18 protein-coding genes are annotated in these 26753 nt (G+C 75.1%); 8 read left to right on the top strand and 10 right to left on the bottom strand.

What is annotated here, in order from left to right:
• Positions 1-9: 9 nt before the first annotated feature.
• The 5 genes from AB0B83_RS05625 to AB0B83_RS05645 are packed head-to-tail and all read left to right on the top strand — an operon-like array spanning position 10 to position 6172.
• On the top strand, positions 10-1476 hold the full coding sequence (locus AB0B83_RS05625; protein WP_357577142.1) for a cell wall anchor protein: 1467 nt from the start codon (positions 10-12) through the stop codon (positions 1474-1476).
• Positions 1473-2393 (top strand): hypothetical protein, encoded by a 921-nt coding sequence (locus tag AB0B83_RS05630; RefSeq protein ID WP_357577143.1) that lies wholly within the window; start codon positions 1473-1475, stop codon positions 2391-2393. The genes AB0B83_RS05625 and AB0B83_RS05630 overlap by 4 nt, the downstream gene beginning before the upstream one ends.
• Positions 2386-3648 (top strand): CbiQ family ECF transporter T component, encoded by a 1263-nt coding sequence (locus tag AB0B83_RS05635; protein WP_357577144.1) that lies wholly within the window; start codon positions 2386-2388, stop codon positions 3646-3648. Before AB0B83_RS05630 ends, AB0B83_RS05635 begins: the two co-directional genes overlap by 8 nt.
• Entirely contained in the window at positions 3645-5276 is a 1632-nt protein-coding gene (locus AB0B83_RS05640; RefSeq protein WP_357577145.1) for an ATP-binding cassette domain-containing protein, read from the top strand. The genes AB0B83_RS05635 and AB0B83_RS05640 overlap by 4 nt, the downstream gene beginning before the upstream one ends.
• On the top strand, positions 5273-6172 hold the full coding sequence (locus tag AB0B83_RS05645) for an ECF transporter S component (protein WP_357577146.1): 900 nt from the start codon (positions 5273-5275) through the stop codon (positions 6170-6172). The genes AB0B83_RS05640 and AB0B83_RS05645 overlap by 4 nt, the downstream gene beginning before the upstream one ends.
• 7 nt (positions 6173-6179) lie before the next feature.
• Here the strand turns inward: AB0B83_RS05645 and AB0B83_RS05650 are convergent, their stop codons facing one another.
• The 8 genes from AB0B83_RS05650 to AB0B83_RS05685 form a co-directional block, all read right to left on the bottom strand.
• Positions 6180-7187, bottom strand: coding sequence for a hypothetical protein (locus AB0B83_RS05650; RefSeq protein ID WP_357577147.1), 1008 nt, complete (start codon positions 7185-7187; stop codon positions 6180-6182).
• A gap of 219 nt (positions 7188-7406) precedes the next feature.
• On the bottom strand, positions 7407-8186 hold the full coding sequence (locus AB0B83_RS05655; RefSeq protein ID WP_357577148.1) for a glucose 1-dehydrogenase: 780 nt from the start codon (positions 8184-8186) through the stop codon (positions 7407-7409).
• 250 nt (positions 8187-8436) lie between these two features.
• Positions 8437-10347, bottom strand: a complete 1911-nt coding sequence (locus AB0B83_RS05660) for a hypothetical protein (protein ID WP_357577149.1) — start codon at positions 10345-10347, stop codon at positions 8437-8439.
• Positions 10344-14036 carry a DUF5682 family protein gene (locus AB0B83_RS05665; protein WP_357577150.1) on the bottom strand — a complete coding sequence of 1231 codons (3693 nt, stop codon included), beginning with the start codon at positions 14034-14036 and terminating at the stop codon, positions 10344-10346. The genes AB0B83_RS05660 and AB0B83_RS05665 overlap by 4 nt, the downstream gene beginning before the upstream one ends.
• Positions 14033-15223, bottom strand: coding sequence for an AAA family ATPase (locus tag AB0B83_RS05670; protein ID WP_357577151.1), 1191 nt, complete (start codon positions 15221-15223; stop codon positions 14033-14035). Before AB0B83_RS05670 ends, AB0B83_RS05665 begins: the two co-directional genes overlap by 4 nt.
• A gap of 112 nt (positions 15224-15335) precedes the next feature.
• On the bottom strand, positions 15336-20378 hold the full coding sequence (locus AB0B83_RS05675; RefSeq protein WP_357577152.1) for a hypothetical protein: 5043 nt from the start codon (positions 20376-20378) through the stop codon (positions 15336-15338).
• A gap of 5 nt (positions 20379-20383) precedes the next feature.
• A complete protein-coding gene (locus AB0B83_RS05680) occupies positions 20384-21241 on the bottom strand; it encodes a DUF4132 domain-containing protein (protein ID WP_357577153.1) in 858 nt (285 codons plus the stop codon).
• Positions 21242-21626: 385 nt separating this feature from the next.
• Positions 21627-22076 carry a MarR family winged helix-turn-helix transcriptional regulator gene (locus AB0B83_RS05685; protein ID WP_357577154.1) on the bottom strand — a complete coding sequence of 150 codons (450 nt, stop codon included), beginning with the start codon at positions 22074-22076 and terminating at the stop codon, positions 21627-21629.
• 79 nt (positions 22077-22155) lie between these two features.
• Here AB0B83_RS05685 and AB0B83_RS05690 point away from each other — a divergent pair, with 79 nt between their 5' ends.
• Positions 22156-22557 carry a nuclear transport factor 2 family protein gene (locus AB0B83_RS05690; protein ID WP_357577155.1) on the top strand — a complete coding sequence of 134 codons (402 nt, stop codon included), beginning with the start codon at positions 22156-22158 and terminating at the stop codon, positions 22555-22557.
• Between the two features lie 168 nt (positions 22558-22725).
• Positions 22726-23448 (top strand): VOC family protein, encoded by a 723-nt coding sequence (locus tag AB0B83_RS05695; RefSeq protein WP_357577156.1) that lies wholly within the window; start codon positions 22726-22728, stop codon positions 23446-23448.
• 149 nt (positions 23449-23597) lie between these two features.
• On the opposite strand, the gene AB0B83_RS05700 is transcribed toward AB0B83_RS05695, so the two are convergent.
• Both AB0B83_RS05700 and AB0B83_RS05705 read right to left on the bottom strand, forming a co-directional pair.
• Positions 23598-23894, bottom strand: a complete 297-nt coding sequence (locus AB0B83_RS05700; RefSeq protein ID WP_357577157.1) for a hypothetical protein — start codon at positions 23892-23894, stop codon at positions 23598-23600.
• A gap of 106 nt (positions 23895-24000) precedes the next feature.
• Complete coding sequence (locus AB0B83_RS05705) at positions 24001-25335, bottom strand: hypothetical protein (protein ID WP_357577158.1); 1335 nt, start codon at positions 25333-25335, stop codon at positions 24001-24003.
• Positions 25336-25636: 301 nt separating this feature from the next.
• Between AB0B83_RS05705 and AB0B83_RS05710 the strand changes: the two genes are divergently transcribed.
• Complete coding sequence (locus AB0B83_RS05710; RefSeq protein ID WP_357577159.1) at positions 25637-26680, top strand: hypothetical protein; 1044 nt, start codon at positions 25637-25639, stop codon at positions 26678-26680.
• Positions 26681-26753: the final 73 nt, after the last annotated feature.

Raw genomic sequence — 26753 nt, forward strand, 5'->3', positions numbered from 1 at the left:
GCACCCCTCATGTCCCGGTCCCGTTCCCGGCGTCTCGGCGCCGGCGTCGTCGCCGCCACAGCGGCGACGATCGCCGCGCTCACCGCCGTACCCCTGACCGTCGTGGCCGCGCCCGCCCCGACCCACGCCGCCGCCGCGCGCGACGCCGCCTCCTGGCTGGCCGGCGAGTTCGCCGACGGGGTGCTGCCCGGCCCGTTCGGCGGTCCGGACTGGGGTCTGACCATCGACGGGCTCCTCGCCCTCTCCGCCACCGGGGTGGACGCGCCGGTCCGTCAGGCCGCGACGGCGCAGGTCGCGGCGCACGTGCGGTCGTACAACAGCCTCGACGACTGGGGCATCCCCGGCTTCATCGACGGCGGGTCGACCGCGAAGCTGCTGTACGCCGCCTCCGCCGCCGGCGCCGATCCCACCGACTTCGGCGGCTTCGACCTGCGGACGGAGACCCTGTCGCTGCTCGCCGGGGCGGACGCGGGACACCAGCGGGGGCGGATCACCAGCCGCACCACCGCCGACACCGGTCCGGACGCCAGCAACGCCTTCGACCAGGCCTTCGCCGTGCTGGGCCTGGCTCGCAGCGGCGACGTACCGCAGGACACCGTCGACTTCCTCATCCGCCAGCAGTGCGCGGCCGGTGGGTTCCGGCTCTACCCCGACACCGCCGACGGCCCGTCCCCGTCCTGCGACGAGCAGGCCGACGCCACCCTCGACGTCGACTCGACCGCGATGGCCGTGCAGGCGCTGCTCGCCGCCGCTGCCGACGGCGCCGCCGGCGCCGCCGCGGCGGCAGCCAAGGGCGCGGCCTGGCTGGTGGATCAGCAGCGCGCCGACGGCTCGTTCGGCGGCTCCGGCCCGACCACCGGCGCGAACTCCAACAGCACCGGCCTGGCCGGGCAGGCCCTCGCCGCCGCCGGCCGCGACGCCGAGGCCGCGCGGGCCGCCGGCGCGTTGACCGCACTACAGCTCACCGCGGCAAACGGCGGCGCGGCCGCCGCCGACGCGGGCGCCGTCGCCTACAACACCGACAGCCTGACGACGGCCGTCGCGTCCGGGATCACCGACACCGACCGGGACCAGTGGCGTCGAGGCAGCGCACAGGCCGTCCTCGGCCTCGTCCAGGTGCCGCTGGGACGCATCGGCCTCGACCCGCCGCCGTCGTCGCCCGCACCGACCCCGACCGGCACGGCCCCACCCACCGCCACCGCCTCCCCCACCGCCACCACCTCGCCGGCGCCCACCGGGTCACCGACGCCCACCGGGACGGCCGTCCCGACACCCAGCCCGTCCGCGACGACCGTGCCGTCGACCCCGTCCGCCACGGCGTCGACGACCGCCGCCCCGGGCCCGACCCCGACCACCCCGGGCCTCGGCGGGCTGCCGACGACCGGCGCGGCGATCACCAGCTACGTGCTGATCGCGTTCCTGCTGGTCGGCGGCGGGGTGCTGCTCGTCGTACTCGGCCGTCGGCGGGCGGCGTGACCGTCCGGGCCGCCCGCGCCGGTCTGGTCGTCGCCCTCACCGCCGCCGGCACGATGGTCGGACCGGGCACCCCCGCGAGGGCCGCCGGATCGGCCGGCTACTGCCCGGACGCCTCCGGTGTGACAGTGGTGGTCGACTTCAACGAGCTCGGCGGCGGGACCGTGGTGCGGTGCGCCCGGGGCGAGCAGTCCACCGGGCTGGCGGCCCTCAAGAACGCCGGGTTCCAGATCACCGGCACGCTGCGCTGGGGCGAGGGGTTCGTCTGCCGGATCGAGGGCAAGCCGTCGACGGCGTCCGAGAAGTGCGTCGACACGCCTCCCGCCAGCGCCTACTGGTCGTACTGGCACGCGACCAGCGGCGGCAGCTGGACGTACAGCGACAAGGGTGTGCTCAACCGCAAGCCGCCGGCCGGCAGCTTCGAGGGCTGGTCGTTCTCGCTCAACCGCAACGCCAACGACGCGCCCCGGCCGGGCGCCGCGCCGAGGCGTCCCGCGCCACCGCCACCACCACCGAGCCCTCCGCCCCCGGCACCGCCCACCCGGGGCGGCCCGGTCGCGCCACCGCCGGCAGGAGACGGTCGACCGGTCCCGCCACCACCCGCCACCGCGGGCCGGCCCGGCGCGGCAGGACCGGCGCCGGGCTCCGCCGGGCCCGCGCCGCTCCCCACCGGTACGCCGACGGCCGGCGGCCCGGTCCCGACACCGGGCGCGGGCGTCGCGGCGCCACCCGCGAGCGCTGCCGTCAGCCCACCGGCGGGCGGTTCCGTCGACCAGCCGGTGGTGACCGAGGTCGCCGCCCCCCGTGACGCTCGCGGCATCCCGCTGGGGACGGCGGCCGGCGTGCTGCTGCTGGTCGCGCTCGGCGCGGGCGGCCTGCTGGCCGCACGGCGGCGGCGGACCGTCGAGCCGGATGACTGACCGGAGCACCCGCCGGGTGGAGAGGCCCGCCGGAGCGGACCGGGCACGGCCGGTGGGCCGGGCGACGCGCCTGCCCCGGGCGCTGCACCCCGGCGCGTGGTGGCTGTGGGCGCTCGGCCTGGCCACCGCGGCCAGCCACACCACCAACCCGTTGCCGCTGGGCCTGCTCGTCGCCGTCGCCGCGCTGGTGGTCGTCCGGCGGCGGGGAGACGCGCCGTGGGCGCTGGCGTTCCGGATGTACCTGGTGCTCGGCGCGGTGATCGTGACGATGCGGGTGCTCTTCCGGATCGTGTTCGGCGGCGGGCAGGGCGACCACGTGCTCGTCCGGCTCCCCGAAATCCCCCTGCCCGCGTGGGCGGCGGGAATCCGCCTGTTCGGGCCGGTCGCCGCCGAGCAACTCCTCGGCGGGTTCCACGACGGGCTACGGCTGGCCACGATGCTGGTCTGCCTGGGCGCGGCGAACGCCCTGGCCAACCCGAAGCGGCTGCTCAAAGCAGTGCCCGGGGCCCTGTACGCGGTGGGCACGGCCGTGGTGGTGGCCCTGTCGGTCGCCCCGCAACTGGTCGAGAGCGTGCTGCGGGTCCGCCGGGCGCGGCGGCTGCGGGGCGCCTCCGGCCGGGGAGTACGGGCGTTGCGGGGCATCGCGCTGCCGGTGCTGGCCGACGCGCTGGACCGGTCGCTGGCACTGGCCGCGGCGATGGACTCCCGGGGCTACGGCCGCACCCCGGCGGTGCCGGCCGGGCAGCGCGCCGTCACCGGTGCGCTGGTGCTCGGCGGGCTGGTCGGCGTCTGCGCCGGCACGTACGGGCTGCTCGACGCCACCGGCCCCGCTTACCTGGGTCTGCCGATGCTCCTCGTCGGCCTGTCGACCGCCGTGGCCGGCATGCTGCTGGCCGGCCGTCGGGTGCGGCGCAGCCGCTACCGGCCGGACCGCTGGCGGGGCGCGGAACTGCTCGTGGCCGGCTGCGGGGTGGGCGCCGCCGCGCTGACGGTGCTGGCCGGTTCGGTCGATCCGGAGCTTCTCTACCCGCCGGTGAGCCCCCTCACCTGGCCCGAGCTGACCCCGCTGACGCTGCTCGCCGTCGCGGTCGCGGCGGCACCGGCCTGGTTGGCGCCGCCTCCCGCGCTCGCAAGGACGTCCACCGCGCGCACCGCCAGCCCGCCGACCGCACCCCGCGGTCCGGTCGACGCCGCGCCGGCCGACGGAGCGGGTCGGCTGGCGTCGTCGTCCCCCACACCGGGAGGCCCTTCGTGATCGACTTCGACCGGGTGACCGTCCGCTACGCCGAGAGCGACCGCCCGACCCTGCGGGACGTGACGCTGCGCATCGACGAGGGCGAGCTCTGCCTGGTCGTCGGTCGCACCGGCACGGGCAAGTCCACGCTGCTGCGGGCGATCAACGGGCTGGTGCCGCACTTCACCGGAGGCACCCTGCACGGCAGCGTGACGGTTGACGGCCGGGACACCCGCCGTCATCCGCCGCGCGACCTCGCCGACGTCGTCGGCGTGGTCGGGCAGGATCCGCTGTCCGGGTTCGTCACCGACACCGTCGAGGAGGAGCTCGCCTACGGGATGGAGCAGCTCGCCCTGCCGGCGACGGTGATGCGCAAACGGGTCGAGGAGACCCTCGACCTGCTGGGCATCGCCGAGCTGCGCGACCGGCCGCTGCGGACGCTGTCCGGCGGGCAGCAGCAGCGCGTCGCCATCGGGTCGGTCCTCACCGCCCACCCGCGGGTGCTGGTGCTCGACGAGCCCACCTCCGCGCTGGACCCCACCGCGGCGGAGGACGTGCTCGCCGTGGTGACCCGGCTGGTGCACGACCTCGGCGTGACGGTGGTGCTGGCCGAGCACCGGCTGGAACGGGTCGTGCAGTACGCCGACCGGCTGCTCTACCTGCCCGGCGACGGTCGGGTGGTGGACGGGGAACCGGCCGCCGTGCTCGCCGACGTCGACATCGCACCACCGCTGGTCGAGCTGGGCCGTCTCGCCGGCTGGACGCCGCTGCCGCTGTCCGTACGCGATGCCCGCCGGCGGGCGGCCGCCCTGCGCCACCGGCTCGTCGACGCCGCCGTGCCGGCCGCGGCGACGGTCCCGGCCGGGCCCCCCGTCCTGACTGCCCGCGCCGTCGTCGTGCGTTACCCGGGGACGGTCGCCGTGGCCGGCGTCGACATGGAGCTGTCTCCCGGGCGGATCGTGGCGTTGATGGGGCGCAACGGCTCCGGCAAGTCGAGCCTGCTCTGGGCGGTGCAGGGCAGCGGCCCCCGCCAGGGCGGCACTGTCGCCGTCGTCGGCGCGCAGGGCACCGTCGACCCGAAGGCCCTGCCGCCGGGCCGGGCCCGCCGGCATGTCGGTCTGGTTCCGCAGACCCCCGGTGACCTGCTGTACCTGGAGACGGTGGAGGGCGAGTGCGACCAGGCCGACCGGGAGACCGGGGCACCGGCCGGCACCTGTCGGGCGATGCTCGACCAGCTCACCCCGGGGCTGCCCGCCGACCGGCACCCCCGTGACCTCTCCGAGGGGCAGCGGCTCGCGCTCGCGCTCGCCGTCCAGCTCACCGCCGCCCCGCCGGTGGTCCTGCTCGACGAGCCGACCCGCGGCCTGGACTACCGCGCCAAGCGGCAGTTCACCGCCGTCGTCCGACGGCTGGCCGCCGACGGCCGGGCGGTGCTCATCGCGACGCACGACGTCGAGCTCGTCGCGGCCCTCGCCGACCAGGTCGTGGTGATGGCCGAGGGGGAGATCGTCGCCGCCGGCACCACCGCGGAGGTCATGCTCGCCTCGCCGGCGTTCGCCCCGCAGGTGGCCAAGGTCCTCGCCCCCGCGCCGTGGCTGACCGTGGAGCAGGTCACGGCCGCACTGGCCACGACCGGGGCGCCGGGGTGAGCGTGCTGCGGGTCGCCCCGCGTACCGCTGTCGTGCTGGTCCTGGCCTCGGCCGCCGCACTGGCGACCTTCACCTGGCCGTTCTTCGTCCCCGCCCACCCCGAGAGCACCGCCCGCACGGGCGAGGCGCCGCTGGTGTTCCTCGTGGTGCTGCCGGTGCTCGTGGCGCTGGTGCTGGCCGAACTCAGCTCCGGCGGCATCGACAGCAAGGCGTTGGCGATGCTCGGGGTGCTCGCGGCCGTCAACGCCGCGCTGCGCCCGCTCGGCGCCGGCACCGCAGGCATCGAGACGGTGTTCTTCCTGCTCGTACTCGCCGGCCGGGTGTTCGGGCCCGGATTCGGCTTCCTGCTCGGCTCGACGTCGCTGTTCGCCTCCGCGCTGCTCACCGCGGGGGTCGGGCCGTGGCTGCCGTTCCAGATGCTGGCCGCGTCCTGGATCGGTCTCGGCGCCGGCCTGCTACCGGCGAGGCTGCGGGGCCGGGCCGAGATCGCTGCCCTGGCCGGCTACGGCGTCCTCGCGGCCTACGGCTACGGACTGCTGATGAACCTGTGGTTCTGGCCGTTCAGCATCGGCGCGGACACCCAGCTCTCCTACGTCGCCGGAGCGCCACTGCTGGAGAACCTGCACCGCTTCGCCGTGTTCACGGCGGTCACCTCCACCTTCGGCTGGGACACCGGACGCGCGATCACCACCGCCGTGGCGATCGTCCTCGCCGGCCCCGCCGTGCTCGCCGCGCTGCGCCGCGCCGCACGGCGGGCCGCGTTCGACGCACCGGTCACCTTCGCCGCGCCCGAACCGCAGCCGGATCCACCCCGCACGGGTGGGGACGACCGGGCCGGTCCGTCCCGGCCGGTGGCCGGAGCCACGACCACCGACCCACCGGGCGACGTCGCCTGATCTGGCCCTAGACCGCGCGGGCCACGCAGATCCTGGCGTCGAGGCGGGGCCCCGCCTCGTAGAGCATGTACTCCACGCCGCCGTCGGTGCCGAACGTCGGCGACGCCACCCGGCCGTTGTCCGACGCGATCGGCCGGTGGAACACGCCGAGGTGGACCTCCCGGTCGAAGTTGTTGCCGACCTCGGTCAGGTACATGTTGCCGCTGCTGCCGTGGTACGCGATGTAAGCGGTGCCGTTGCGCTTCAACAGGTGCGGCGCGGAGATGTCGGTGAGCCCGTCGCCCGACGGCGACACCAGCGGGTTCGGCGAGAACTGCCAGCCGCTCCACCCGTTCGGCGACCAGCCCCAGAAGATCTTCCGGGTGCCCGGCCGGATCGTGTGGGCGCCCATGAACACCATCACGTAGCGGTTTCCCTTGCCGGCCACCGAGTGCTCGAAGACCCGCGCGTACGAGGTCTCGGTCGTGTTGGGCACCAGGTTCGTCGACAGGATCGGCGTCTCGTCGGTGAAGCGGACGCCGTCGCTCGAGCGGGCGACGCGCGTCGTGTAGTTCTCGCCGTGGAAGTACAGGTAGAACTGCCGGGTCGGCGCGTCCCACACCACGTGCGGCGACGACACGTGGCTCACCGTCGTGGACGGCAGCACCCGGTCGACGACGGGATTGTTGGCGTACTCGGTGTAGGGGCCCTCGAGCCGGTTGGCGTAGGCGAGGCAGATCCCGCCGGGCGCGTCGTGCGGCGCGTAGTAGAGGTAGTAGCGGCCGAGCGCGCCGCTGATCTTGTCGTAGACCCCGCGCACGCACGGGAAGATGAACTCGCCGGTCGGGTTGTAACGCAACGGCCTGTCGAACGCGTCGCGCACGTACCGGTAGTTGGGGAAGCCGGCCGGTGCGGCGAGCGCCGGTGCGGAGGTCGCGGCAAGGCCGGCGCCGGTGGTCGCGGTCGCGACACCGGCGGCCGCCGCGCCACGCAGCAGCGTGCGTCGGGAGAAGGAGCCTTCCGGGGTACGCGTCATCGCGTTCCCTCCGTTCGTGGGGCGCGCCGACGGGGGCAGGGGGGGTGCGGGCAGGCGTCACTCGACCCCGCGCTGAGCGACCGGACGGTGTGGACGCTCAGCGCGGAACGGGTTCGTTGATCGATGAGTCTGCGCGCGCCGTCTCGGCGGCGTCAAGGTGATAATACGAATTAGCACGCGCTTCGGCGGGCCTCGGCCTGGCCGGGCCGGCCGGCTCGGTCACCTGACGGGAGACCCGCCGTCGACCGGGATGGTGTGGCCGTGGATGAAGGAGGCGTCGTCGCTCGCGAGGAAACAGACCGCCCGGGCCACCTCGTGGGGTTCGCCGTACCGGCCCGCGGGGGCCTGCATGGTCAGGTCGTAGAACGGGAAGTCGCTGGTGATCTCCACGCCCTCGAACGCTGCCGTCTTGATGACGCCGGGCCCGATGCCCACGGCGCGGATGCCCCGGTGGCCGTAGTCGTAGGCGATCTGCTTGGTCAGCCCGATGACGCCATGCTTGGCCGTGGTGTATTCGGCCCCGACCTCGCTGGCGACCAGACCGGAGGCGGAGGAAACGTTGATCACGACGCCGCTGCCGCGCTCCAGCATGTGGGGAAGCACGGCCTTCGTCGCGAGGAAGACGCCCTTCAGGTCGACGGCCATGACGCGCTCCCACTGGCTGGTCTCGATCTCGAGCAGCGGGAGGTAGGCGCCGAACACGCCGGCGTTGTTCACCAGCACGTCGACGTGGCCGTACGCGTCGAGAGCGCCCCTCACCATGGCGTCGGCCGAAGCCTCGTCGGTGACGTCCGCCGCCACCCCCGTCGCGTCTCCCCCGGCGTCGCGAATCCGCTCGACCGTCGCGTTGGCGCGTTCCAGGGAGAGGTCGGACACGACGATCTTCGCCCCTTCCTGGGCGAGCTCCACGCACATGGATTGGCCGAGACCGGAACCGACCTGCTCGGGGCTGTATCCGCCCCCCGTCACGAGCACGACCTTGTCCGTGAGTCCACGCACGACCCGTCCCCCGTCCGTTTTCGACCATGCGGAATCAATCTAGTCCCGCGTCACGGACGTCCACCGGGTTTCCCCCGATGTGCCCGAGGACCGCCCGGCGGGCGGGTCGTGACGCGCACGGCCCCCACGCGTGCGTTCCCCTCGCCCGAGGGCCCGGCACCCGCCCGGGTTCGGACGGGTGCCGGGGCCTCGGCGGTGGGGCGTCGGTGGCGACCGGACCACCACCGCCACCGGCCCGGGTTCCCGCAGGTCAGCCGAGCGGCGGGGCGGTCCAGGAGGACCGGATCAGCTCCCGCTCGGCGGCGGCGAGGTGAGCGGTCGCGGCGAGCCAGGCCCACGCGTACCGGTCCGGGTCGGGATCGGTACGCCGGCCGAACGCGTCCCGGCCGCGCCGGTCGGACTCGTCGGCCAGGGCGGTGGTGAGCGCGGCGGCGGTGGTGAAGCCGGCGCGGCGCAGCGGGCCGGCCAGGCCGGCGCCGTCGCCGCGGGCCGCCTCGGCGACGGCGCGACGACCGCCCGAGACGGCCAACTCCACCAGCCGGCGGACCCGCCACAGCGGGGACTCCGCCACCGCGTCGGCGCCGACGGCCAGGACGGGGCCGGTCGTCTCCGCCGGGTCGCGCGGCGGCAGGTGGCCGCCCTGGAGCTCGTCGTAGCCGAGGTCCGCCCGGCCGTGCCAGTCCGCCGGCAGCCGCAACGTGGCGGCGGCACCGGGCACCGGGCCGACCGCGAGCGGTCGCAGTGTGCTGGCCCGGTCCGGGTCCAGCCGGCCGACCACCCGGACCCGCAGGCCGGGCCGGGAGGCGAGCCGCCGCAGGTTGCCCACGTGGGCCAGCATCGGGTGGGAGTCGACCGGCACCAGCCGGATCAGCGGCCCGTCCGGCACCGGCGCCCGCTCGCCTCCTTCGTCGGTGGCGGGGGCCAGCTCGCGGGCCAGCACCTGGTCACCGGCGGCGCCCACCACCATCAGGTCACCGCCGAACAGCGCGGTCCCCGCCCGGGCCGGGTCCTCCGGGTCGTCGGTGGCGAGTTGCGCGGTCACCACCTCGGCGAGCGGGCGGGCGAACAGTCGCGCCAGCGGCCCGGTGGACCAGTCGGCCCCGGTGAGCGGGGTGGCCCGGACCCCCTTACCGGCGCCGAGCCGGCCGTCCGGGGAGACGGTGGTGCCGGTGATCCGCAGGCCGCCACGGGCCAGTACCGCGTGGTTGACCGCGACCGCGCCCATCTCGGTGACCGCCCGGGCGCAGTCCCGTGCCCTGTCCGGACCGCCCGGTTTCACGTCGCCGAAGGAGAGCTGGCGCCCGTCGGCGGCCACCAGGTGGGTGACCACCCCGGCGTACCCGGTCGCGCTGATCACCGGTTCCCGGCAGACGCCGTACACCTCGAGGGTGCCGTCCGGCTGGTAGGCCCGCCGCAGGACGCCGACCAGCGCCGGGTCGGCGTCGCCGGCGGCCAGCCGGCCGGTGACGTACAGCAGGTCGTGCAGCACCTCGACCAGCTCGGCCAACCGGTGGCCGTTCTGCCGGCCCCGGTGCGCGCGCAGCCCACGTACCGTGCGCAGCGCGGCGCTCTCGGCCCGCGGCAGGCCGGCCAGGCGGGCGCCGTGGGCGGCCCGCAGCAGTTCGGCCTGGGGCACCGCCCCGGCCGCCGGCACGCCGGCCGCGAGCACCGCGGCGGCCGCCCGCCACAGCGCGCCGGCCGCGGCCCGCTGCGCCTTCGTCGGCGCCGCGCCGGCCGACTTCCTGGTACGCGCGGTCCGGCCGGTCTTGCCGGACGCCGTGCCGGCGCTGTCCGACGTCGGGGACGCCGCGGCGGTGGACGCCGGATCGGGGTGGGCGGCCGGGTCGGCGACGGGGCAGGCGAGCAGGACGGCGGTGCGGTGCAGGCAGCGGGGCGCCAGCAGGCAGCTGCACCGCGCCTGGTCCGGGTCGGTGACCGCGCCCGTCGCTCCGGGCGTCAGGATGACCAGCGACTCCGGGCCGCAGTCGACCGAGACGCCCCCGTCGACCGGGCCGACCGGTACGCCGGCCAGCCGTTCGACGGCGGCGTCCAGCCGCCTGTGCAGCCGGGGTGGCAGGGCCGCCACCGCCGCGGCGGCGACCGCCGGCAGCACCGGCGGCAACCGGTCGGTGTCCACGGCGGTGGCTGTGCGGTCCGTCAACGTGATCCTCCGCGGATGCGGTCGCCCACCCAGCGGGCGAGTTCGAGCGGGCTGAGAGCGGCGACCGGCATCCCGGCCGCGACGAGCTGCTCGGCGACCGGCACCGAGTAGCAGGGCACTCCCCTGTCGTTCAGCGCGGCGCAGCCGAGCAGGTGCACGCCGGAACCGACAAGCGTGCGGACCTCGCCGAGCAGCCCGGCCAGCGGGTAACCCTCCTCGAAGTCGCTGACCACCGCGACGATGGTGCGGCTCGGCACGGTCACCAGCGAGCGGGCGGCGGCCAGCCCGGCGGCGATGTGCGTACCGCCGCCGACGCGCACCTCCAGCAGCAGCGACAGCGGGTCGTCGACCCGGTCGGTCAGGTCGACCACCTCGGTGGAGAAGGCGAGGAAGTGGGTGGACAGGGTGGGCACCCCGGCCAGTACGGCGGCGGTCAACGCCGACCACACCACCGACGCCTCCATCGAGCCGGACACGTCGACCACCAGCACCAGCCGCCAGTCGGCCTCCTTGCGGGTGCGGGTGTTGAAGACCGGGCGTTGCGGCACCACCACCGTCCGGCCGTCGCCGAGCCGCTGGGTGTGCGCCAGGTTCGCCCGCAGCGTACGGGCCAGGTTGATCCGGCCCCCTGGACGGCTGGTCGGACGCGGGTTGGTCAGCCCGGTCAGCGCCGGACGCACCTGGGTGGCCAGTTGCCTGGTCAGCTCCTCGACCAGTCGCCGCACCAGTGGCCGCAGCTTGGCCAACTGCCCCTCGGGCAGGCCACCGGCCAGCGACAGCACCGAGGTCAGCAGCTCCATCGAGGGGCGTACGGCGGCCGGGTCGAGCTCGGTGAGCACGTCGGTACGGCCGCTCTCGGCCGCCCGGGCGATGACCTCCTCGCGTACGGCGGTGCCGAACAGCGCCTCGAGTTCGTCGGCCCACTCGCGGGCGGTCGGGAAGGAGGCCTCCTGGCCGCCGCCGGCCGCCTGGCCGAGGTCGGTGGCGCCCTCGCCCTGGCCCGCCCCGTACAGCTCGTCCAGGGCGCGGGCGTAGCGGCGGGCGTCGGCCGGCAACCGGTCGGGCTGGCGGCCGAGCAGCAGCCGCCACCGGTCGCTGGCGGTGAGCCGGGCGTCCGGGGTGACCGGCCCAGGCGTGACGCCGGCATCGGCGTCGACCTCGGTGGGGCCGGTCGGCGTGCCCGGGACGGGGAGGTGGCGGGCGAGCAGGGCGGCCCGCCCGGCCGCGTCGGCGGCGGCCCAGCGGGCCAGCAGCTCCGGCGGGGCGGACAGGCTCAGGTCGAGCCGGTCACCCAGCCGTTCGGTGACGGTGTGCAGCAGCCGGTCCCGGGCCGCCGGGGTGAGCACGTCGAACCCGCCGCGCAGCGCGGGCAGCCGGTCCAGGAAGTCGGCGTCGGGAAGCCGCTCGATCCGTTCCAGCAGCGGGTCCAGCGCGGCCGGGGCGGACTGCAACAGCGGGTGCGCCCCGGTGAGCAGGCCGCCGAGCAGCCGGTGCAGGTGCCGGCGGGTGTCCGGTCCGGTCGCCGCGTCGATCCAGCCGGCCACCCGGGTGCCCAGGGTCTCCAGGTCGGTCAGGTCGAGCAGCACCCGCGCGGCCAGGGCAGCCCCCTGGATCAGCGGCGAACCGGCGCGGGCCAGGTGGTCGAGGGCCTCGTCCAGACGCAGCCCGATGCGGTCCTCGCCGGCCCGGACCGCGAGATCGACAAGCGCGGCGGCGTCGGCCGGGGTGTCGCTGCCGGCCAGGCCGGGCAGCCCGCGCACCGCCGCGTCCAGCAGCACGACGGCCAGCTCGGCCGCCCGGGCCCGGCCGTCGGCGGTGGTGCCGGGCAGGTGCTCGCGGCGTAGCGCCTCCAACAGGTCCAGTGCGGCCAGCAGCTCGGGCAGCGTGCCGGTGCCCGGCAGCACCGTGGCGGCCAGGTCGAGCCGGTCGGTGACCAGCTCCGGCAGGTCGCACCGGGCGGCGTCGCGCAGCCCGGTGAGCAGCTGCGCGGCGGTGGGGCCACCGTCGGCGGCCTCCCGGCGGAACCGCTCCCGCAGGGTGCCGGCGGCGGCCAGCGCGGCAGTCACCCCGCGTACGCCGACCAGGTCCAGCCGGGCCGCCACGGACGGCGTCCAGGCCAGCTGCCAGCGGGTGGTCAGGGCGGCGCCGTCGCCGGTGCCGGAGACCGCGACGGGCTCGCCGTAGCCGACGCCGCAGACCTGGAGGCGTTGCAGCAGGATCTCCCGCCGCCCGTCCAGTTCGGTGCGCAGCGGGTCCAGCCGCACCTCGCGGGCCTTGGGGCTGCCCGGGTCGGGCAGCCGCAGCGTGGCGAGTTCCGCCTCGACCGCCGGGCCGAGCCCGGAGCGCGGCGTGCCGGGGGCGATGCGGCCCCGTTCGGCGCCGACCAGCACGTTCTCCAGGGCCCTGGCCAGCGCCCGGCCGCGGCCGAGCAGTTCGCCCTGGCCGAGCACGGTGGTCACCGCCTCCAGCACCTCGCCCCGGCCGGGGGCGGGCAGGTTCCGCAGCCGGGCCAGGTCGTCGGCGAGCCGTACCGTCTCGGTGGCCTCGCCGGTGCCGGCGGTGTGACCGGCCGCGCGGAGGTCCCGGCACACGTCGGTGACCGCCCGGGCGGCGGCGGCCCGGATCCGTTCCGGGTCACCGCCGGCAGTGAGGACGGACTGCTGCCAGCGCGGGTCGCGGATCCCGGCCGGGTAGCCGGACCGGGAGTCGAGCAGGTCGAACGCGTACGGCACCAGCGAGGTGACCGCCGTGCGGTCGCCGTCGGTGGCGGCCGGTCCGGGCGGGGTCGTCACGGACCGGACCGGATCGGCCGGGGCGGTGCCGGACCTGGTGGACGCGACGTCGACGGCGGCGGTCGACGGGGTGGCGACCAGAGCCGGGGCGTGGAAAGCGCCGACGACGGCGGCGACCCGCCGGCCGTCGACGCCGGCCTCGGCCAGCACCCGGCGCATGTGCCGCTCACGGGCCAGGTCCCGGGCCGGTACGCCGTCGCGGTCGGCGCTGTCGGTCCGCATCGCCCAGCCGACGCCGAGCGCGGCCCGGCGGACCGCCTCGGGCGGGCAGCCCGGGGCCCGCACCTCGACCACCCGGTCCCACAGGTCGTCGCCGTCGCGGCCGGTGCCGCTGGCGCTGAGCGCGGCGGCGTAGGACCGGCGCAGGCCGGGCACCGGCTCCCCCGCGTCCGGTGCGGGCTCGGCACCGGCAGTCGGGTCGGAGTCGGTGGCGCCGGCGCTCCAGCCGGGGTCGGCCAGCGGCAGGTCGCAGCAGACCACCTCCACGCCGTGCCGCCGGGCCCAGCGGATCGCGGCCAGTTCCGGCGAGAAGTCGGCGAACGGGTAGAAGCCCATCGGCCCGTCCGCGCCGTGGCTGCCGACCAGGGCCAGCGGGGCCCGGGCGGCCGGATCGGACAGATACGGCAGCCAGCGCTGGAAGTCGGCCGGCAGCTCGACGCAGACCACCTCGGCCCCGGCGGCGTCCAGCAGCGCCGGCACCACCGCCGCCAGCGCCGGGCTGTGGTGCCGCACCCCGATCAGGTAGGGCCGCACCGAACCGGCGAGCGCGTCGACCACGGCGCGCGGATCGGCCGACGTCGGGTCGACCGTCGCGGGGTCGGCTGCTGTCGCATCGGCCCTCGCCGGGTCGGCGGCCGGCGGGGCCGCACCGGGCGTCGTGCTGGAGAGGGTCGTCACCGCAGGCTCTCCCGCAGGTCCCAGAGCCGGCGCCACATCGCCGAGCCGTCCTCGGCGCGGCGACGGACCGGGCCGTCCCAGTAGCCGAGCAGCCGGGCGTGGTCGTTCTGGTCGTCCTTGCGGACCACGCCGAGCAGGTGCCCGGGCACCAGGTCGAGCGCGTCCCCGCCGGGCAGGTACGCGGCGGCCAGGCCGAGCGACACCGCCACCTGCACCGCCTCGGCGGTGGACATCACCGTGCCGGGCCGTTCCACGTCCCAGCCCTCGCCCGACCGGCCGGTACGCAGGTCGCGGAACACGGTGACCAGGGCGTCCAGCACCGCGTCGTCCACCGTGTACGCCGCGCCGGCGCGCTGCACGGCGGCGGTGGCCTGCTGGCGGACCAGGTCGGTCTCGACGTCCGCGTCCGAGATCGGGTGGATGGTCTCGAAGTTGAACCGGCGCTTGAGGGCCGAGGACATCTCCGACACGCCCCGGTCCCGGAGGTTGGCGGTGGCGATCACGGTGAACCCGGGCACGGCGCGGATCAGCCCGTCCTCGGTGCCGGAGAGCTCCGGCACGTTCATCCGCCGGTCGGACAGGATGGACACCAGCGCGTCCTGCACCTCGGGCAGGCAGCGGGTGACCTCCTCGATCCGGACCACCCGGCCGGTGCGCATCGCGGTCAGCACCGGCGAGTCGACAAGCGCCTGCGGGGTCGGGCCCTGGGCGAGCAGCAGGGCGTAGTTCCAGCCGTACCGGAAGGCGTCCTCGGTGGTGCCGGCGGTGCCCTGCACGGTCAGCGCGCTGGTGCCGCAGACGGCGGCGGCCAGCAGCTCGGAGAGCATGGACTTGGCGGTGCCGGGCTCGCCGACCAGCAGCAGGCCCCGCTCGCCGGCCAGGGTGACCACGCACCGCTCGACCAGGCTCCGCTCGCCGACGAACTTCGCCGGGATGGTCATGCTGGCCGGCAGCTCGGTGCCGGCCGGGCCGGTGCGCCGCTCGGCGGGCAGCTTCAACGCCTCGCCGTCGCTGCCCTGGATGAAGGTGACCACGGCGCGCGGGGTCAGCGCCCAGCCCGGCGGTCGGGCCCCGTCGTCGTACGCGGCCAGGAAGTCCAGCTCGTCGGCGTACCGTTGCTCGGCCGAGAGGACCTGGGCGGCGTTCTCCGGCGCCTCGGAGGGGCGGACGTCTTCCGTCACGGTCACGGGTGTTCCTCGATCTCTCTCTTGAGGTGTTTCGGGACAGGGGTGGGCGGGGCGACGGCGCCGTGACGGCCGGGGAGGGTCGTCGCGGGCGCCACCACCCGCCGGACAGGAGTCAGCGGCCGGGCAGGTCGGCGAGGCGGGGCAGGTCACCGTCGCGGAGGCGTCGCCAGGACCGCCGGTAGAGTTCCGCGGCCGGTTCGAACGGCACGGTCACCCCGAGCGCGGCCGTGCCGTCGGGGGCGAGGTCGAACAGGGCCAACTTCCAGCCTTCGATCGGCACCTGCCCGGCGCCGCGCTCCAGCCACGGGCCGGGCAGGAACAGCGACCGGCCGGCCCGGGACCGGCTGGCCTCGACGACCAGGTCGGTGCCGGCCAACTCGGCGCGCGCCGCCTTCAGCCGCGCCGGCTTCCAGCCCGTCCACCTCGCCGTGTTGCGGTCCGTCGGGTCGGGCATGGCCAGCAGCATCAGGTACGCCGCCGCCGCGTCGGTGCCCAGGCCGTACGCCTCGGCGACCTCGGCGACCACATCGGACGCCGACCGGGTGGGATCCTGCGGCCACCAGGTCCCGTCCGCCGCCCGCGCGCCGTCGGCGGGCTCCCCCGGGTCGGCGAGCAGCGCCGCGAAGCGCGGGTCGCGCACCAGCCGCAGCGCCACCTCCACCGGGTACGGCTTGGCCACGTCCCTGCGCAGCGCCGGCAGGTACGGGTCCGTGCCGTCGGCGTCGAGCAGCTCCGGCCGCAGCGCGGGCAACGGTCGGCTGTCGTGGGTGGACAGTACGATGGCGCCGTAGCGTTCCCAGCCCGGGCCCGTCTCCGACGGGGTGCCCGCCACCTGCCGGAACTCGGGCAGGTAGACGTACTGCTCCAGGTCGAGCATGAGGTCGGGGTTGGCCAGCCGGTCCCGGATCGTGGCCAACGCGGCTGGCAGCGCCGCCCGGCACGGGTCGCCGACCGGCGTGTGGTGCGCGACCCAGGCCGCCAGGGCGATGGTGGAGTGCAGCACGTGCCCGGTGAAGCCCGCCGGGCGCTTGGCGACGGGCCGGGCCCGGTTGCCCCGGACCTCGAAGGCCAAATCGGTGCTCAGCTCGGCCGAGCGGGCCGGGTCGAGCAGCGCCGGCAACGCCTTCGCGGGCGCCCAGCCGGTGCGGATCGCACGGGTCGCCTCGGCGAGCAGCTGTTCGGGCACGACCGCCCGGCGCCCCAGAGCGGCGTTCCATACCGCCGCCGCGGCGGCCACGTCCGGTCCGTCGGTCCACAGCCGGGCCGGGTCGGCCGGCAGCAGCGCCGAGACCACAGCCAGCCGCAGTGCCGGCCTCGCCTCCCGCAGGACCCCGAAGGCCAGCTTGACCTCGCCGACCTGCCTGATCCCGAGCGCCTTGCGCAGCTCGGTCGGCACGGTGCCGGCCGAGTCGGCGTACGGCAGGCCGGCCAGCACCAGCTTCGCGGCGGTGGGGGTGATGCCGGTCAGCTCAGCGAACCGTTCAGCCGCCTCCGGCCGCCAGGGCAGCGGGCCACGCGCGGCCCACTCGGTGCGGAAGGCGGCCAGCCAGCCGGCCGGCCGTTCGTCACCGACGGGCTCCAAGGAGTGCAACGTGTACGGCTCGGGCAAGGCGAAGACGCCGGCCGGGTCGTGGTGCAGCGCCTCGAAGAAGTAGCCGGTGGTCGTGCCGCTGGAGTTGAGCACCGCGAGGAACGCCCCGTCGGGCAGCGGCAGGATGCCCGGCCGCGGATAGCGGCGCGAGCCGTCGGGGTTTCTCATTTCGCCGTCCAGCACGTGCAGTACGCACCGGCGCCACCGCCCCGGCTCGGCCGCCGCGCCCAGGTCGAGCCCGTCCAGCTCGGTGAGCAGGGCCCGCAGCGTCTCCCGGTGCTCGTCGGGGGTGACCGCCGCGACGGCCCGGTAGGCGACGGCGGCGACGCCGCCGAGCAGCGCCCACCAGTTCAGGGTGGACGGCAGCGCCGGCCCGTCCAGGTGCAGCCGTACGGCGGGATCGCCCCCGCCGGTGACGGAGCGCTGAATGGCCAACGCCCGGAACTGGGTGAAGGCGTGCGCCACGGTGCCCGCTCCGTAGATCGAGCCGCGCAGGCCGTCCAGCGCCGCGCTGAGCTGCCGGTCGGTGGGTCCGGTCACGGTGGCTGTCGGCGCCACCGCGACCGGGGCCGACAGCGACCTGGTGAGCCGCTCGGTCACCGCCTCCAGGTCGGTGCGTACCCGGGCGGCCAGCCGCAGCGCCCCGACCACCCCGGCCAGCAGGGCGTCGTGGCTGAGCGCCGGCACCGTCGAGCGGACCAGCTCGACCAGCGCGTCCGTGTCGTCCTCGACGGCGGTCGCGCCGGTGGTGGCGGGGGCGTGGCCGGCGCCGACCGTGGACGCGGGAACGGCGATGGGAAGGCCGGTGACGGCCTGGGTGGCCACGGTCAGCCCGGACCGCGCCGCCGCGCGGGCCGCGGCCCGTGCCGCCTCTTCGGCCAGGATGGCGCGGCGCTCGTCGAGGGCGACCTTCAGCAGTGCGGCGGCGGTCTCCCGGTCCATCCGGCGCAGGGCGGTGGAGCCGGCCGGGTCGCGGGGCAGCAGGTTGCCGAGGAACTGCCGGGCCGGCAGCGGGACCGGGCCGGGGCTGTAGTCCCGGCTGGACGGCGGTCCGGCGGCGGCCGACACCATCCCGTCCGGGTCGACCAGGACGGGACCCTTGAGCACGGCCCGGGGCCGGTCGTCGCCGGGCAGCACCAGCGCCGCGATCGGCTCCTGGCCCGCGGCGACGGTGACGGTACGACCGGCCAGGTCCGTACCGCGTACCGAGCCGTCCGGCAGCGTGACCACCCGCCAGCCGAGCAGCCCGTCCACGGGGACGGCGGCCGGGGTGGCCCGGTCGGACAGGGCCGGCCGCAGCCAGCTGGCCGTTTCCTGGAGGCGGCTCCCGTCGACCGGGAGGTCGGCCAGGAACCCGGGCAGGCCGCGCCGGCCGTGGGTGTTGGCGACGGGGTCGTACTCGCGCCAGCCGTGGGTGTCGTCGTCCTCGCCGTGCCGGTACACCCAGTGCGAGGTGCCGTCGGTGATGACCGGCAGCTCCGACGGGACAGCGGTGTCACCGGCGTGCAGCACGCCGTCGCCGGTGGTCCGGCCGCCGCCGGTCAGCGGCAGGGTGATCTGCTTCCCGCGCGGCTGGCTGCCGTGGTGGCGGCCCTGGATGAGCTGCGGTTCGCCGGGCGACGAGTGCCAGTAGCCGCGCAGGTCGTAGTCGAGCGCCTTGGAACGCCAGTAGACCAGCAGGTGGCCGTCGACGAAGTGGTAGCCGGGCTGACCCCACATGTCGCCGGCCGGGATGCGCAGGTCGTGGCGGAGCACGATGCCCTCGGCGCCGATCACCCGCACCGTGGTCGGCCCGCCCAGGATCGCGTACGGCCAGGCCTCCTGCCGGATCACCTCGACCTGCCGGTCGCCGCCGGTCACCTCCTGCCAGGCCAGCTCCCAGTCCGGCCAGCCCAGCTCGGCGAGGAGCCCGCCGCGCAGGCTGCGGGCGACGCGCTCGGCGAGGTCGACGCCGAGGGCCTGCCCGAGGTCGCCGCCCCGGCTGGGCTCGCCCGCTCCGTCGAGCTCGTCGGAGACCAGGCGCAGCGCCTCGACCGGGAGCCGGCCCAGCCAGTCCACCGACGCCGGCAGGTACGGCAGCCCGGCGGCGAACCGGTCGCGGATCCGGGCCCGCAGCCAGTCGACAAGCATCGGCCGGACGCCCGGCGTCTCGACCATCCGGCGCAGGGCGGCCTGCTGGTCGTCGAGCTGGTCGAGGCCCCGGCGCAGGGCACCGGTGAACCGGGCGTCGCCCGCCACGGCGAGCAGGTCGCGTTCTCCCCCGCGCGTGACCCAGTTCGCCAGGTCCAGAGCCTCGTGCTCCTTCGGCGCGGCCACCGGCAGCTCGAGGGCGAGCAGCAGGTCGAGCAGTTCCAGGTCCCCGTCCGCGCCGAGGGTCTCGCCGCTGTCGGCCAGTTCGACGCGCAGCCGGTCGGCCATCCGCTCGACGAGCGTGTACAGCTGCGGCAGCCGACGGCGGTGGCCGGAGTTGGCACGGGCCAGGAAGCGGCGCAGCCAGCCGACGGAGCCGTCCTGCGGGCGGGCCGGCTCCGGCACGTCCGGGTCGGACAGCCCGGCGAGCGCACCGGTGTCGGTCAGCAGGGCCAGCCACGTGACCAGGTCGTCCCGGTCGGCGGGCATCAGGTCGAGCAGGCTGCCACGGATCGCCGGGTCGCGCCCGGCCAGCGCCGTCACCGCCGGCAGGTGCGCCTTCCACCAACCGGCCGGTGCCTCGGCGGCCACCGGCAACCGGAGCAGCTCGGTCAGGTAGGCGGACTCGCGCTCGGCGACGGCGGCCGCGCCGGCCTTACCGGCGGCCTTGGTGGCGGCCCGGACCAGCCGGTTCACCACCCCTGCCGACTGGGTGGACGGAACGACGCCGGCGGTCGCGGCCCGCAGCGCCAGCCGGCAGAACCGCTCCAGCGCCTCGCCTGCCGGCAACTGGGCGGACAGCTCCTTGGCGTAGCCCGCCAACGCGGTCGCGGACACGACCTTGGCCGAGGCGAACTCCACGTAGACCTCGTCCAGCCGGTTCAGGTCGACCGGCAGGCCGTGCTGCGCCTCCGCCTTGCGCGCCTTGTTGAACAGCTGCGTCGCGTACGCGTCCTGCCCGGCGCCCAGGAACACCCGCGCCGCCTGCTCGAAGAACGTCGGCAGGAAGTGCGACAGCGTACGGGCGAGCCGGTCGGCGATGCTCTGGTGCCCGTCCAGGGCGGCCTTGGGCCGCGAGCGCACCTGCTTGGCCAGCTTCTGCAACTCCGGCACCACCGCCAACGCGTGCCGGCCGTCCGCCGGGTGGTGCACCAGCACCCACTCCGGGAACGCCAGCGGCCGGCGGGGGCCCAGCCCGACGACGACCGGCTCGGCGCCCGGCGTCAGGCCGAGGAACTCGACGGCGATGTCCTCGCCCTCGCCGAGGGCGGCGTCGACCAGGCGGACCACCGGTCGGTCGCCGAGGGCCGGGTGCCGGTAGGTGCGGGCGGTGAGGGGCACCGCCCGGTCGCCGGCCCCGACGGTGTCGGCCGGCAGCACCGCGCCGGCGGTCAGCAGGCTCTCGACCGAGTCGTCGCCAGCGGTCGTCGTCATCCCGGTCACGCCTTCTTCCCCGTTCCGGTCACGGCACCGGACAGCGCCGTCGCCATCCGCATTCCTTCCGACCAGGCCACCGGCCCGACCTCGGTCAACCGCAACGTCGGGCCGTCCACCGCCGACCAGGAGAGGTTGCCCAGGGTCGCCTCGGAGTCCCAGTAGTCCTCGTCGAACCGCATGGCGGCCTCGACCGCGCGGCCGGCCTCCCAGACCCGGCACCTGATCTGCGAGCCGGAGACCCGGAAGCCGAGCGTGGCGGCCCGGGCGGCGAGCCGGTTGGGGACCGTGGTGCCGCGGAAGTCGGTGACGGCCGTGTCGCGCTGCTTCACCTCGTCGGGCTTGCCCCAGGTGCCCCGGTGCAGTTGCTCGATCCGCTGGGTGACGTCCAGTTCGTCGGCGAACTCGCGCAGGTCGGGCAGGTCGGGCAGGCGCACCGGGTGCGGCAGTGTGGCGGTCGCCGGCGAGAGCCGGACGGTGTCCCCGTCGAGGTTGACCACGCGGAGGTCGCCGGTGTCGGTGACGTCGCGCAGGAAGCCCGGCTCGGCCGGGTCGTCCCCGAGGACCACGAGGTCGCGCAGCGCGTCCTGCCAGGCCGGGTCCGGCCAGACCCGGGCCAGCAGCCCCGTCGGCACCGGCAGCGAGGACACCACCCAGGCGTCGACCCGGGCCAGGCATTCGGCGGCGTGCCGGTCCAGCCACTGGGCGAGCTGGCGCAGCCGGTCCACCTCGGGGTCGTCGCGCAGCGCCTTCGGCAGCGTCTTCAGGGGACGACCACCGGCACGCGGGCCGGTGGACCGGGCCGCCACCTTTCCGTCCACGAGGGAGATCTCGTACGAGTCTCCCACCGGTAGCCAGGCCATCAGGAATACCCTCCGCAGTGGCAGAACAGCCAGATTTCGTGAGGAATCGGCCGTGATCGACAACGAGGGCACGCTAACAGTAGTGACCGACACGACAGCGACCCATCGGCCGAGCAGCCGAGGCGGAGTCAGCGGGACGAGCGGACGCGATCCGCGGAAGCCGCAGGTCCGGGCGGTCCGAGCGCACCGCGACCGGTCAGTCGTGGCCCCGACGGTAGACAAGGTGATGATCTAGGTCACACCAACCGACCCGCGGTTGGCGCCTGCGTCGACACGTCGGGGCAGACGCTGGCCGCCCATCGGCGGCGTGGGCGCGTGGTCGTGCCTGATCAGGAGCGCGACCGGTGGCCGCCGGCGGGTGCGGGCTGGTGGCGCTCAGGCCGGATCACGATGTCGGCGCGCCGCCGTGGTGGTCGAGCACCTTGCCGAGCAACGCGACCAGGGCCTGCCGTTCGGTGGCCGACAGCGGGGCGAGCAGCTCGTCCTGCACGTCGTCGAGCGCGCGGTCCAGCCGCCGCAGTCGCCGCGCGCCCGCCTCGGTGCTGGTGACGATGTTGCGTCGGCGGTCCGCCGGGTCGGCGCTGCGCTCGACGAAGCCCTCCCCCTCCAGCTCGGTCACGGCCGCCACGACGTCGCTGCGGTCCATGCGGCAGCGCCGCCCCAGCTCCGCCTGGCTCGCGGGACCGAACTCCCGCAACGCCGCGAGCACCCGGTAGTGGTAGCCCCGCGCGCCCGCGGTGGCGAACCCCTGGGCGACGAGCCGCCGCGCGTGCACCGCGGTCTGCGTGATCAGCCAGCTCGCCTTCGTGGCGAGACGATCCGGTGTCGGTTCCACGGGTGACCACGCTAACAGACCGTTGGCGGCACCAACGATCCTCCATATCGTTGGCGACACCAACGACATGGAGGATGAGATGTCACCCGTGACCGACCGCGCCGAGATCGCCGAACTCGTCGCCCGGCTCGCCCAGGCACTGGACGAGCGGCGCTTCGAGGACCTGCGGGGCGTCTACGCCCCGGACGCCGAGACCAGCAGCCCGCGCGGGGCCCTGCACGGCATCGACGACATCGTCGACGTCCTACGGCGGACCAGCCCCGAGGAGGAGTCGACCCAGCACCTCAACACCGACGTGGTGGTGGATCTCGACGGCGACCACGCCGACGTCGGCACCCATCAGCTCGTGTACTTCTTCCGCCGGGGCGAGGCGCCGCACCGGGTCGCCGGTGTCCAGGCCCGCTACACCGCCACGCGTACGCCGGCCGGCTGGCGCTTCGCGCGGGCCCGGATCTCCCCGCTCTGGCAGCACGTCTCGTAGCCGCCGGGAACGGAGCCACCTCGCCGCCGGCGGCGAGGTGACCGGAGGGCCGGCGGCCGTCGAATACTCGGCTGCGCACGACGCGGCTCACCCCTAGGCTCCCGAGCTACGCGCCGCCGAGGCGTGCTGTCGACAGCGGTCACACCGCCGATCGGAGATGCGCAGGAGATGACGAGTCATTTGTTCGCGCTCAGCTTCGACGCGAACCAACCTCTGCGGCTCGCCCGGTTCTGGTCCGGGGTCCTGGGCTGGGACCTGGCCGACGACCCACACGACGGCGTCACGCTGCTGCCCAGTGACGACACCGGGTTCCGAATCCGATTCCTTCCGACCGGGAGGCCGAAGGCCGGCCCGAACCCGATGCACTTCGACCTGACGAGCACGTCCCTCGAAGACCAGCGGCAGACGGTGGCCCGGGCGCTGGAACTCGGCGCGGAGCACATCGACGTCGGCCAACGACCCGAAGAGGGTCACGTCGTGCTCGCCGATCCCGACGGCAACGAGTTCTGCGTCATCGAGCCGGACAACGACTTCCTCGCCGACTGCGGATTCGTCGGGGCGCTGGCCTGCGACGGCTCGCAGGAGGTCGGCTACTTCTGGAGCGAGGCGCTGGGGTGGCCGCTGGTCTGGGACCAGGACCAGGAGACCGCCATCCGTTCACCGCACGGCGGCCCGAAGATCACCTGGGGTGGTCCACCGCTGAACCCGAAGACAGGCAAGCAACGACTGCACTTCGACCTCGCTCCGCCTGCGGACGGCGACCAGCAGACGGAGGTCGACCGGCTGCTGGCCCTCGGGGCCGCCCGGATCGACATCGGCCAGGGCGAGGTCAGCTGGGTGGTCATGGCCGACCCCGACGGCAACGAGTTCTGCGTGCTGACACCCCGGTAGCCACCACGAGAGGGCGAGCGGGAACAACGGCGGCGCCGGTCGCCGGGTCGGCTGCACGGACGACCGGGGTCGGCATGGTCAGCGGCTTCCGGGTGTCACGGTGCGCCGGGACGGCAGCGGTCGGCGGCCGTCCCGGCGGAACTGCCGGGTCAGCAGGTGGTGTTGCGGGCCGGAACCCAGCCGTCCACGGACGGGTACTCAGCGCCGTGGCCGTAGATCCAGGTGTCGTCGTCGACCGCCGAGACCTGACCGTGCCAGCGGAACCCGCGGCCGGCAGTCAGGGTGAGCAGCACGTGGCCGTGCGGCTCGGTGCGCAGCCAGGTGTTCTCCCGGAGGTTGCAGACGATGCCCCACGCGTCGCTCGCCGAGGCCGGCGCGGCCACCACAGCCGTACCGGAGAAGACGACGGTCGCGACCGTCAGGACGTGCAGAAGGCGGCGTTTCACTCGTGTCCCTTCGACTGTGGATGTTGACGGCCTCCGATTGTGGTCGATGGGTACGCCCCCCCACGCCACGGGGGGCGGCGTCGGCGTACCGCTCGGCAGCCGCCGCTCAGTGGAAGGAGTCGTAGAAGTCGTTCAGCACGTCGTGCACGTTGTCCCGGTCGAACTTCTCGATGCCCAGGATCAGGGCCAGCAGTTGCGCCCCGTCCTTGGGGATCTGGCACTTCGCCTCGGCGACGAGTTCGTCCAGCATCCAGTGCAGGAGCTGGGCCACGGGCGTCCGGGCGGCGAGGTCGGAGTTGATGGTGAACCGGATGGTGCCGTCCGCGTTGACGACCGTCGAGTGGTTGAGCATCTTCGGCTCGGCCCGCACCACCAGCCGCCCCTCCGCCCGCATCAGCGCCAGCATCGCCGCGTGCAGCGCCTCCATGTACGCCCCGATCAACGGCGCGTACGCCCGGTCCTGCGGCAGGTCGGTGAGCACGAGGGCGACCGGCTTGGGCAGGTCGGCCCTGGTGAAGTCGAGGCGGGTGAAGTCGTAGGTGCGCACCCAGGCGCGGGTGATGCGGGAGGCGAGCACGGTGTGCACCGAGTCCATCCGGGGCGCGGTGCGTCCCCGCATGGCGGCCACCTGCTCGTCGGTGGGGAACGGGCCACCCTGGCCCAACGCCTCGCAGACGGTCTGCTCGAAGTTGGCGGCGTTCTGCAGGGCGATCTGGCCCTGCAGGTAGTAGGCGGCGTTGCGGTGGCGGTAGACGATGTCGACCGTCGGATTGTCCGCCAGGATGTGCGTGCCCTCGTGAGCGAGCGTGGCGGCGAGCTCCCACAGGTGCATCGTCCCGTCGAGCGCGGAACGACCCACGTTGATGATGGCAGTGTCACCCTGACCGCTGGCCAGTGCGCCCATCCCGTCGGGCAACGACAGGTTGCACACGAATCCCGACCGTCGGCCGTCGGTGCGCTTGAGCACTGCCTGCAGGGCCGTGACCGTCTGCGCGAAACGCGCCTTCGCCACCGACGAGGTGGACCCGAACAGGCGCGCGAACGCGGTGTTGACGGCGACGTGCGTGGGACTCTTGTCGTCGTTCATGACGTCGACGATCCTGGTCTTCAGTTCGTCCACAGCGGCGACGAGATACGGGTTGCCGACGGCGGAGGGCACGACCCCGTCGAGCGAGTCCTGCACCTCCTTGAACAGCGTGGCCGCCTGGTGCATCGTCGCGCCGCGTTCCGAGATCTGTTGCAGCCAGGTCCCGACGGCCAGGGCGGCGGCCTTGTCGAGCCGGGCGGTCAACTGGTCGCGGCGCAGCCCTGCCGGCAGCGCCCCGACGATGGGCCGCAGCCGCTGGAGTTCGCAGGCCATCAGCACCCGGTAGGTCTGGAACACCTCGCGCCGGCCGAGATCGAGTGCCTTCCTGGTCGCTTCGTCGGGAAACGGGAACATGTGGAGGGCTCCTTCGCTCTGCCGGCCCGGCCCGGTCGGCCGAACGCCCGCAGAGAGGTAGCACCCGGAAGGCAGTGGCAGTCAGTAGCGCGTCGGTCATCGGACAGTGAGTGCGCCCTCGCCCGCGCACCGCATCCGAGCGCTCTGCGGCTTTCGCCGGCTTGACGGCAACTCACGCCATCTGACATCACCCGTCGGCGTCAGATGTATCTACTTGCGTCGATCGGACTCCGTAAGGATGTCCACCCGCCCACGCCACCACCCCGGGGCGAACGGCGATCCCCCATCATCGGGAGGAAATGTGTCTACCAGACTCGCGGGAAGAGCGCGCCGTTCGACGCTCGCCCTGCTCACCGGCGCGGCACTGGCGACGCTGTTGTCCGTCACCGCGGCCGGTGCCGCGCCACTGGCCGGCCCGGCGGACGGCCCCGCCACCGCCGCGGCGGTCGACGTGTACATGAAGGACACCGCCGCCGACGTGGGGCTCGAACCGCACGCGCTGAACCCGCTCTGGCAGAGCCCGGACATCAAGGTCTGCCACACCGCCATCGAGTGCGCGACCAGCCAGAACCCGATCGTCGGCCAGCGGAACTACATCTTCATCAAGCTGCGCAACCCCGGCCCGTACGGCGACAGCGTCATGGAGGAGGGCACGATCTGGGTCTACCGGACCACGCCCGGCGGCGGGGCGGGCTGGCCGGGCGCGTGGACGCAGATCGGGGCGATGGCGGTGCCGGTCTACCCGGGCGTCACCTCGGTCACCATCCCGTGGGACAACGTGCCCGGCCCGGGTCACTTCTGCCTGCTGGCCCGCTGGGTCTCCGCCAACGACCCGATGACATTCGAGGGACCGGACATCGGTGTCAACACCCGTCACAACAACAACATCGCCTGGCGCAACGTGGACTCGGTGGCGGTGACCGCCGGCGGTCTGGCGCAGATCCGGCCGTTCGCCATCGGCAACACGCTGACCCGGCCGGCCCGCAGCAGCGTGGTCTTCAGCCAGACCGGGGCACCGTTCCAGGCCGCCGGTGGCCGGCTCGTCGCCGACCTCGGACCGACCCTGTTCGAGCGCTGGGCCAAGGGCGGCAAGGCCGGCAAGGGTGTCCGCGAGGTGGGCCGCAACCAGGTCGAGATCGTCGACATCGGCCAGGCCAGCCTGGACAACCTGGAGCTCAACCCCGGTGAGCGGCTCGCCTTCTCGCTCAGCTTCACGGCGACCGTGCCGACCCGGGAGCAGATGGCCGTCAACGTGACCCAGATCGGCCCGGACACCACCGGCGCCGCACGGGCCGACCTCGGCGGCGTGCGGTACGACATCACGGTGGCCCAGCGGGCCGGATAACGCCCTCGAGGGGCAGGGACGGAGGTCGCGGACGGGGCCCGCGACCTCCGTTCCACCCCGTCCGGCCGGTGTC

This window comes from Micromonospora sp. NPDC049060 (assembly GCF_040649055.1).
Classification (GTDB): domain Bacteria; phylum Actinomycetota; class Actinomycetes; order Mycobacteriales; family Micromonosporaceae; genus Micromonospora; species Micromonospora reichwaldensis.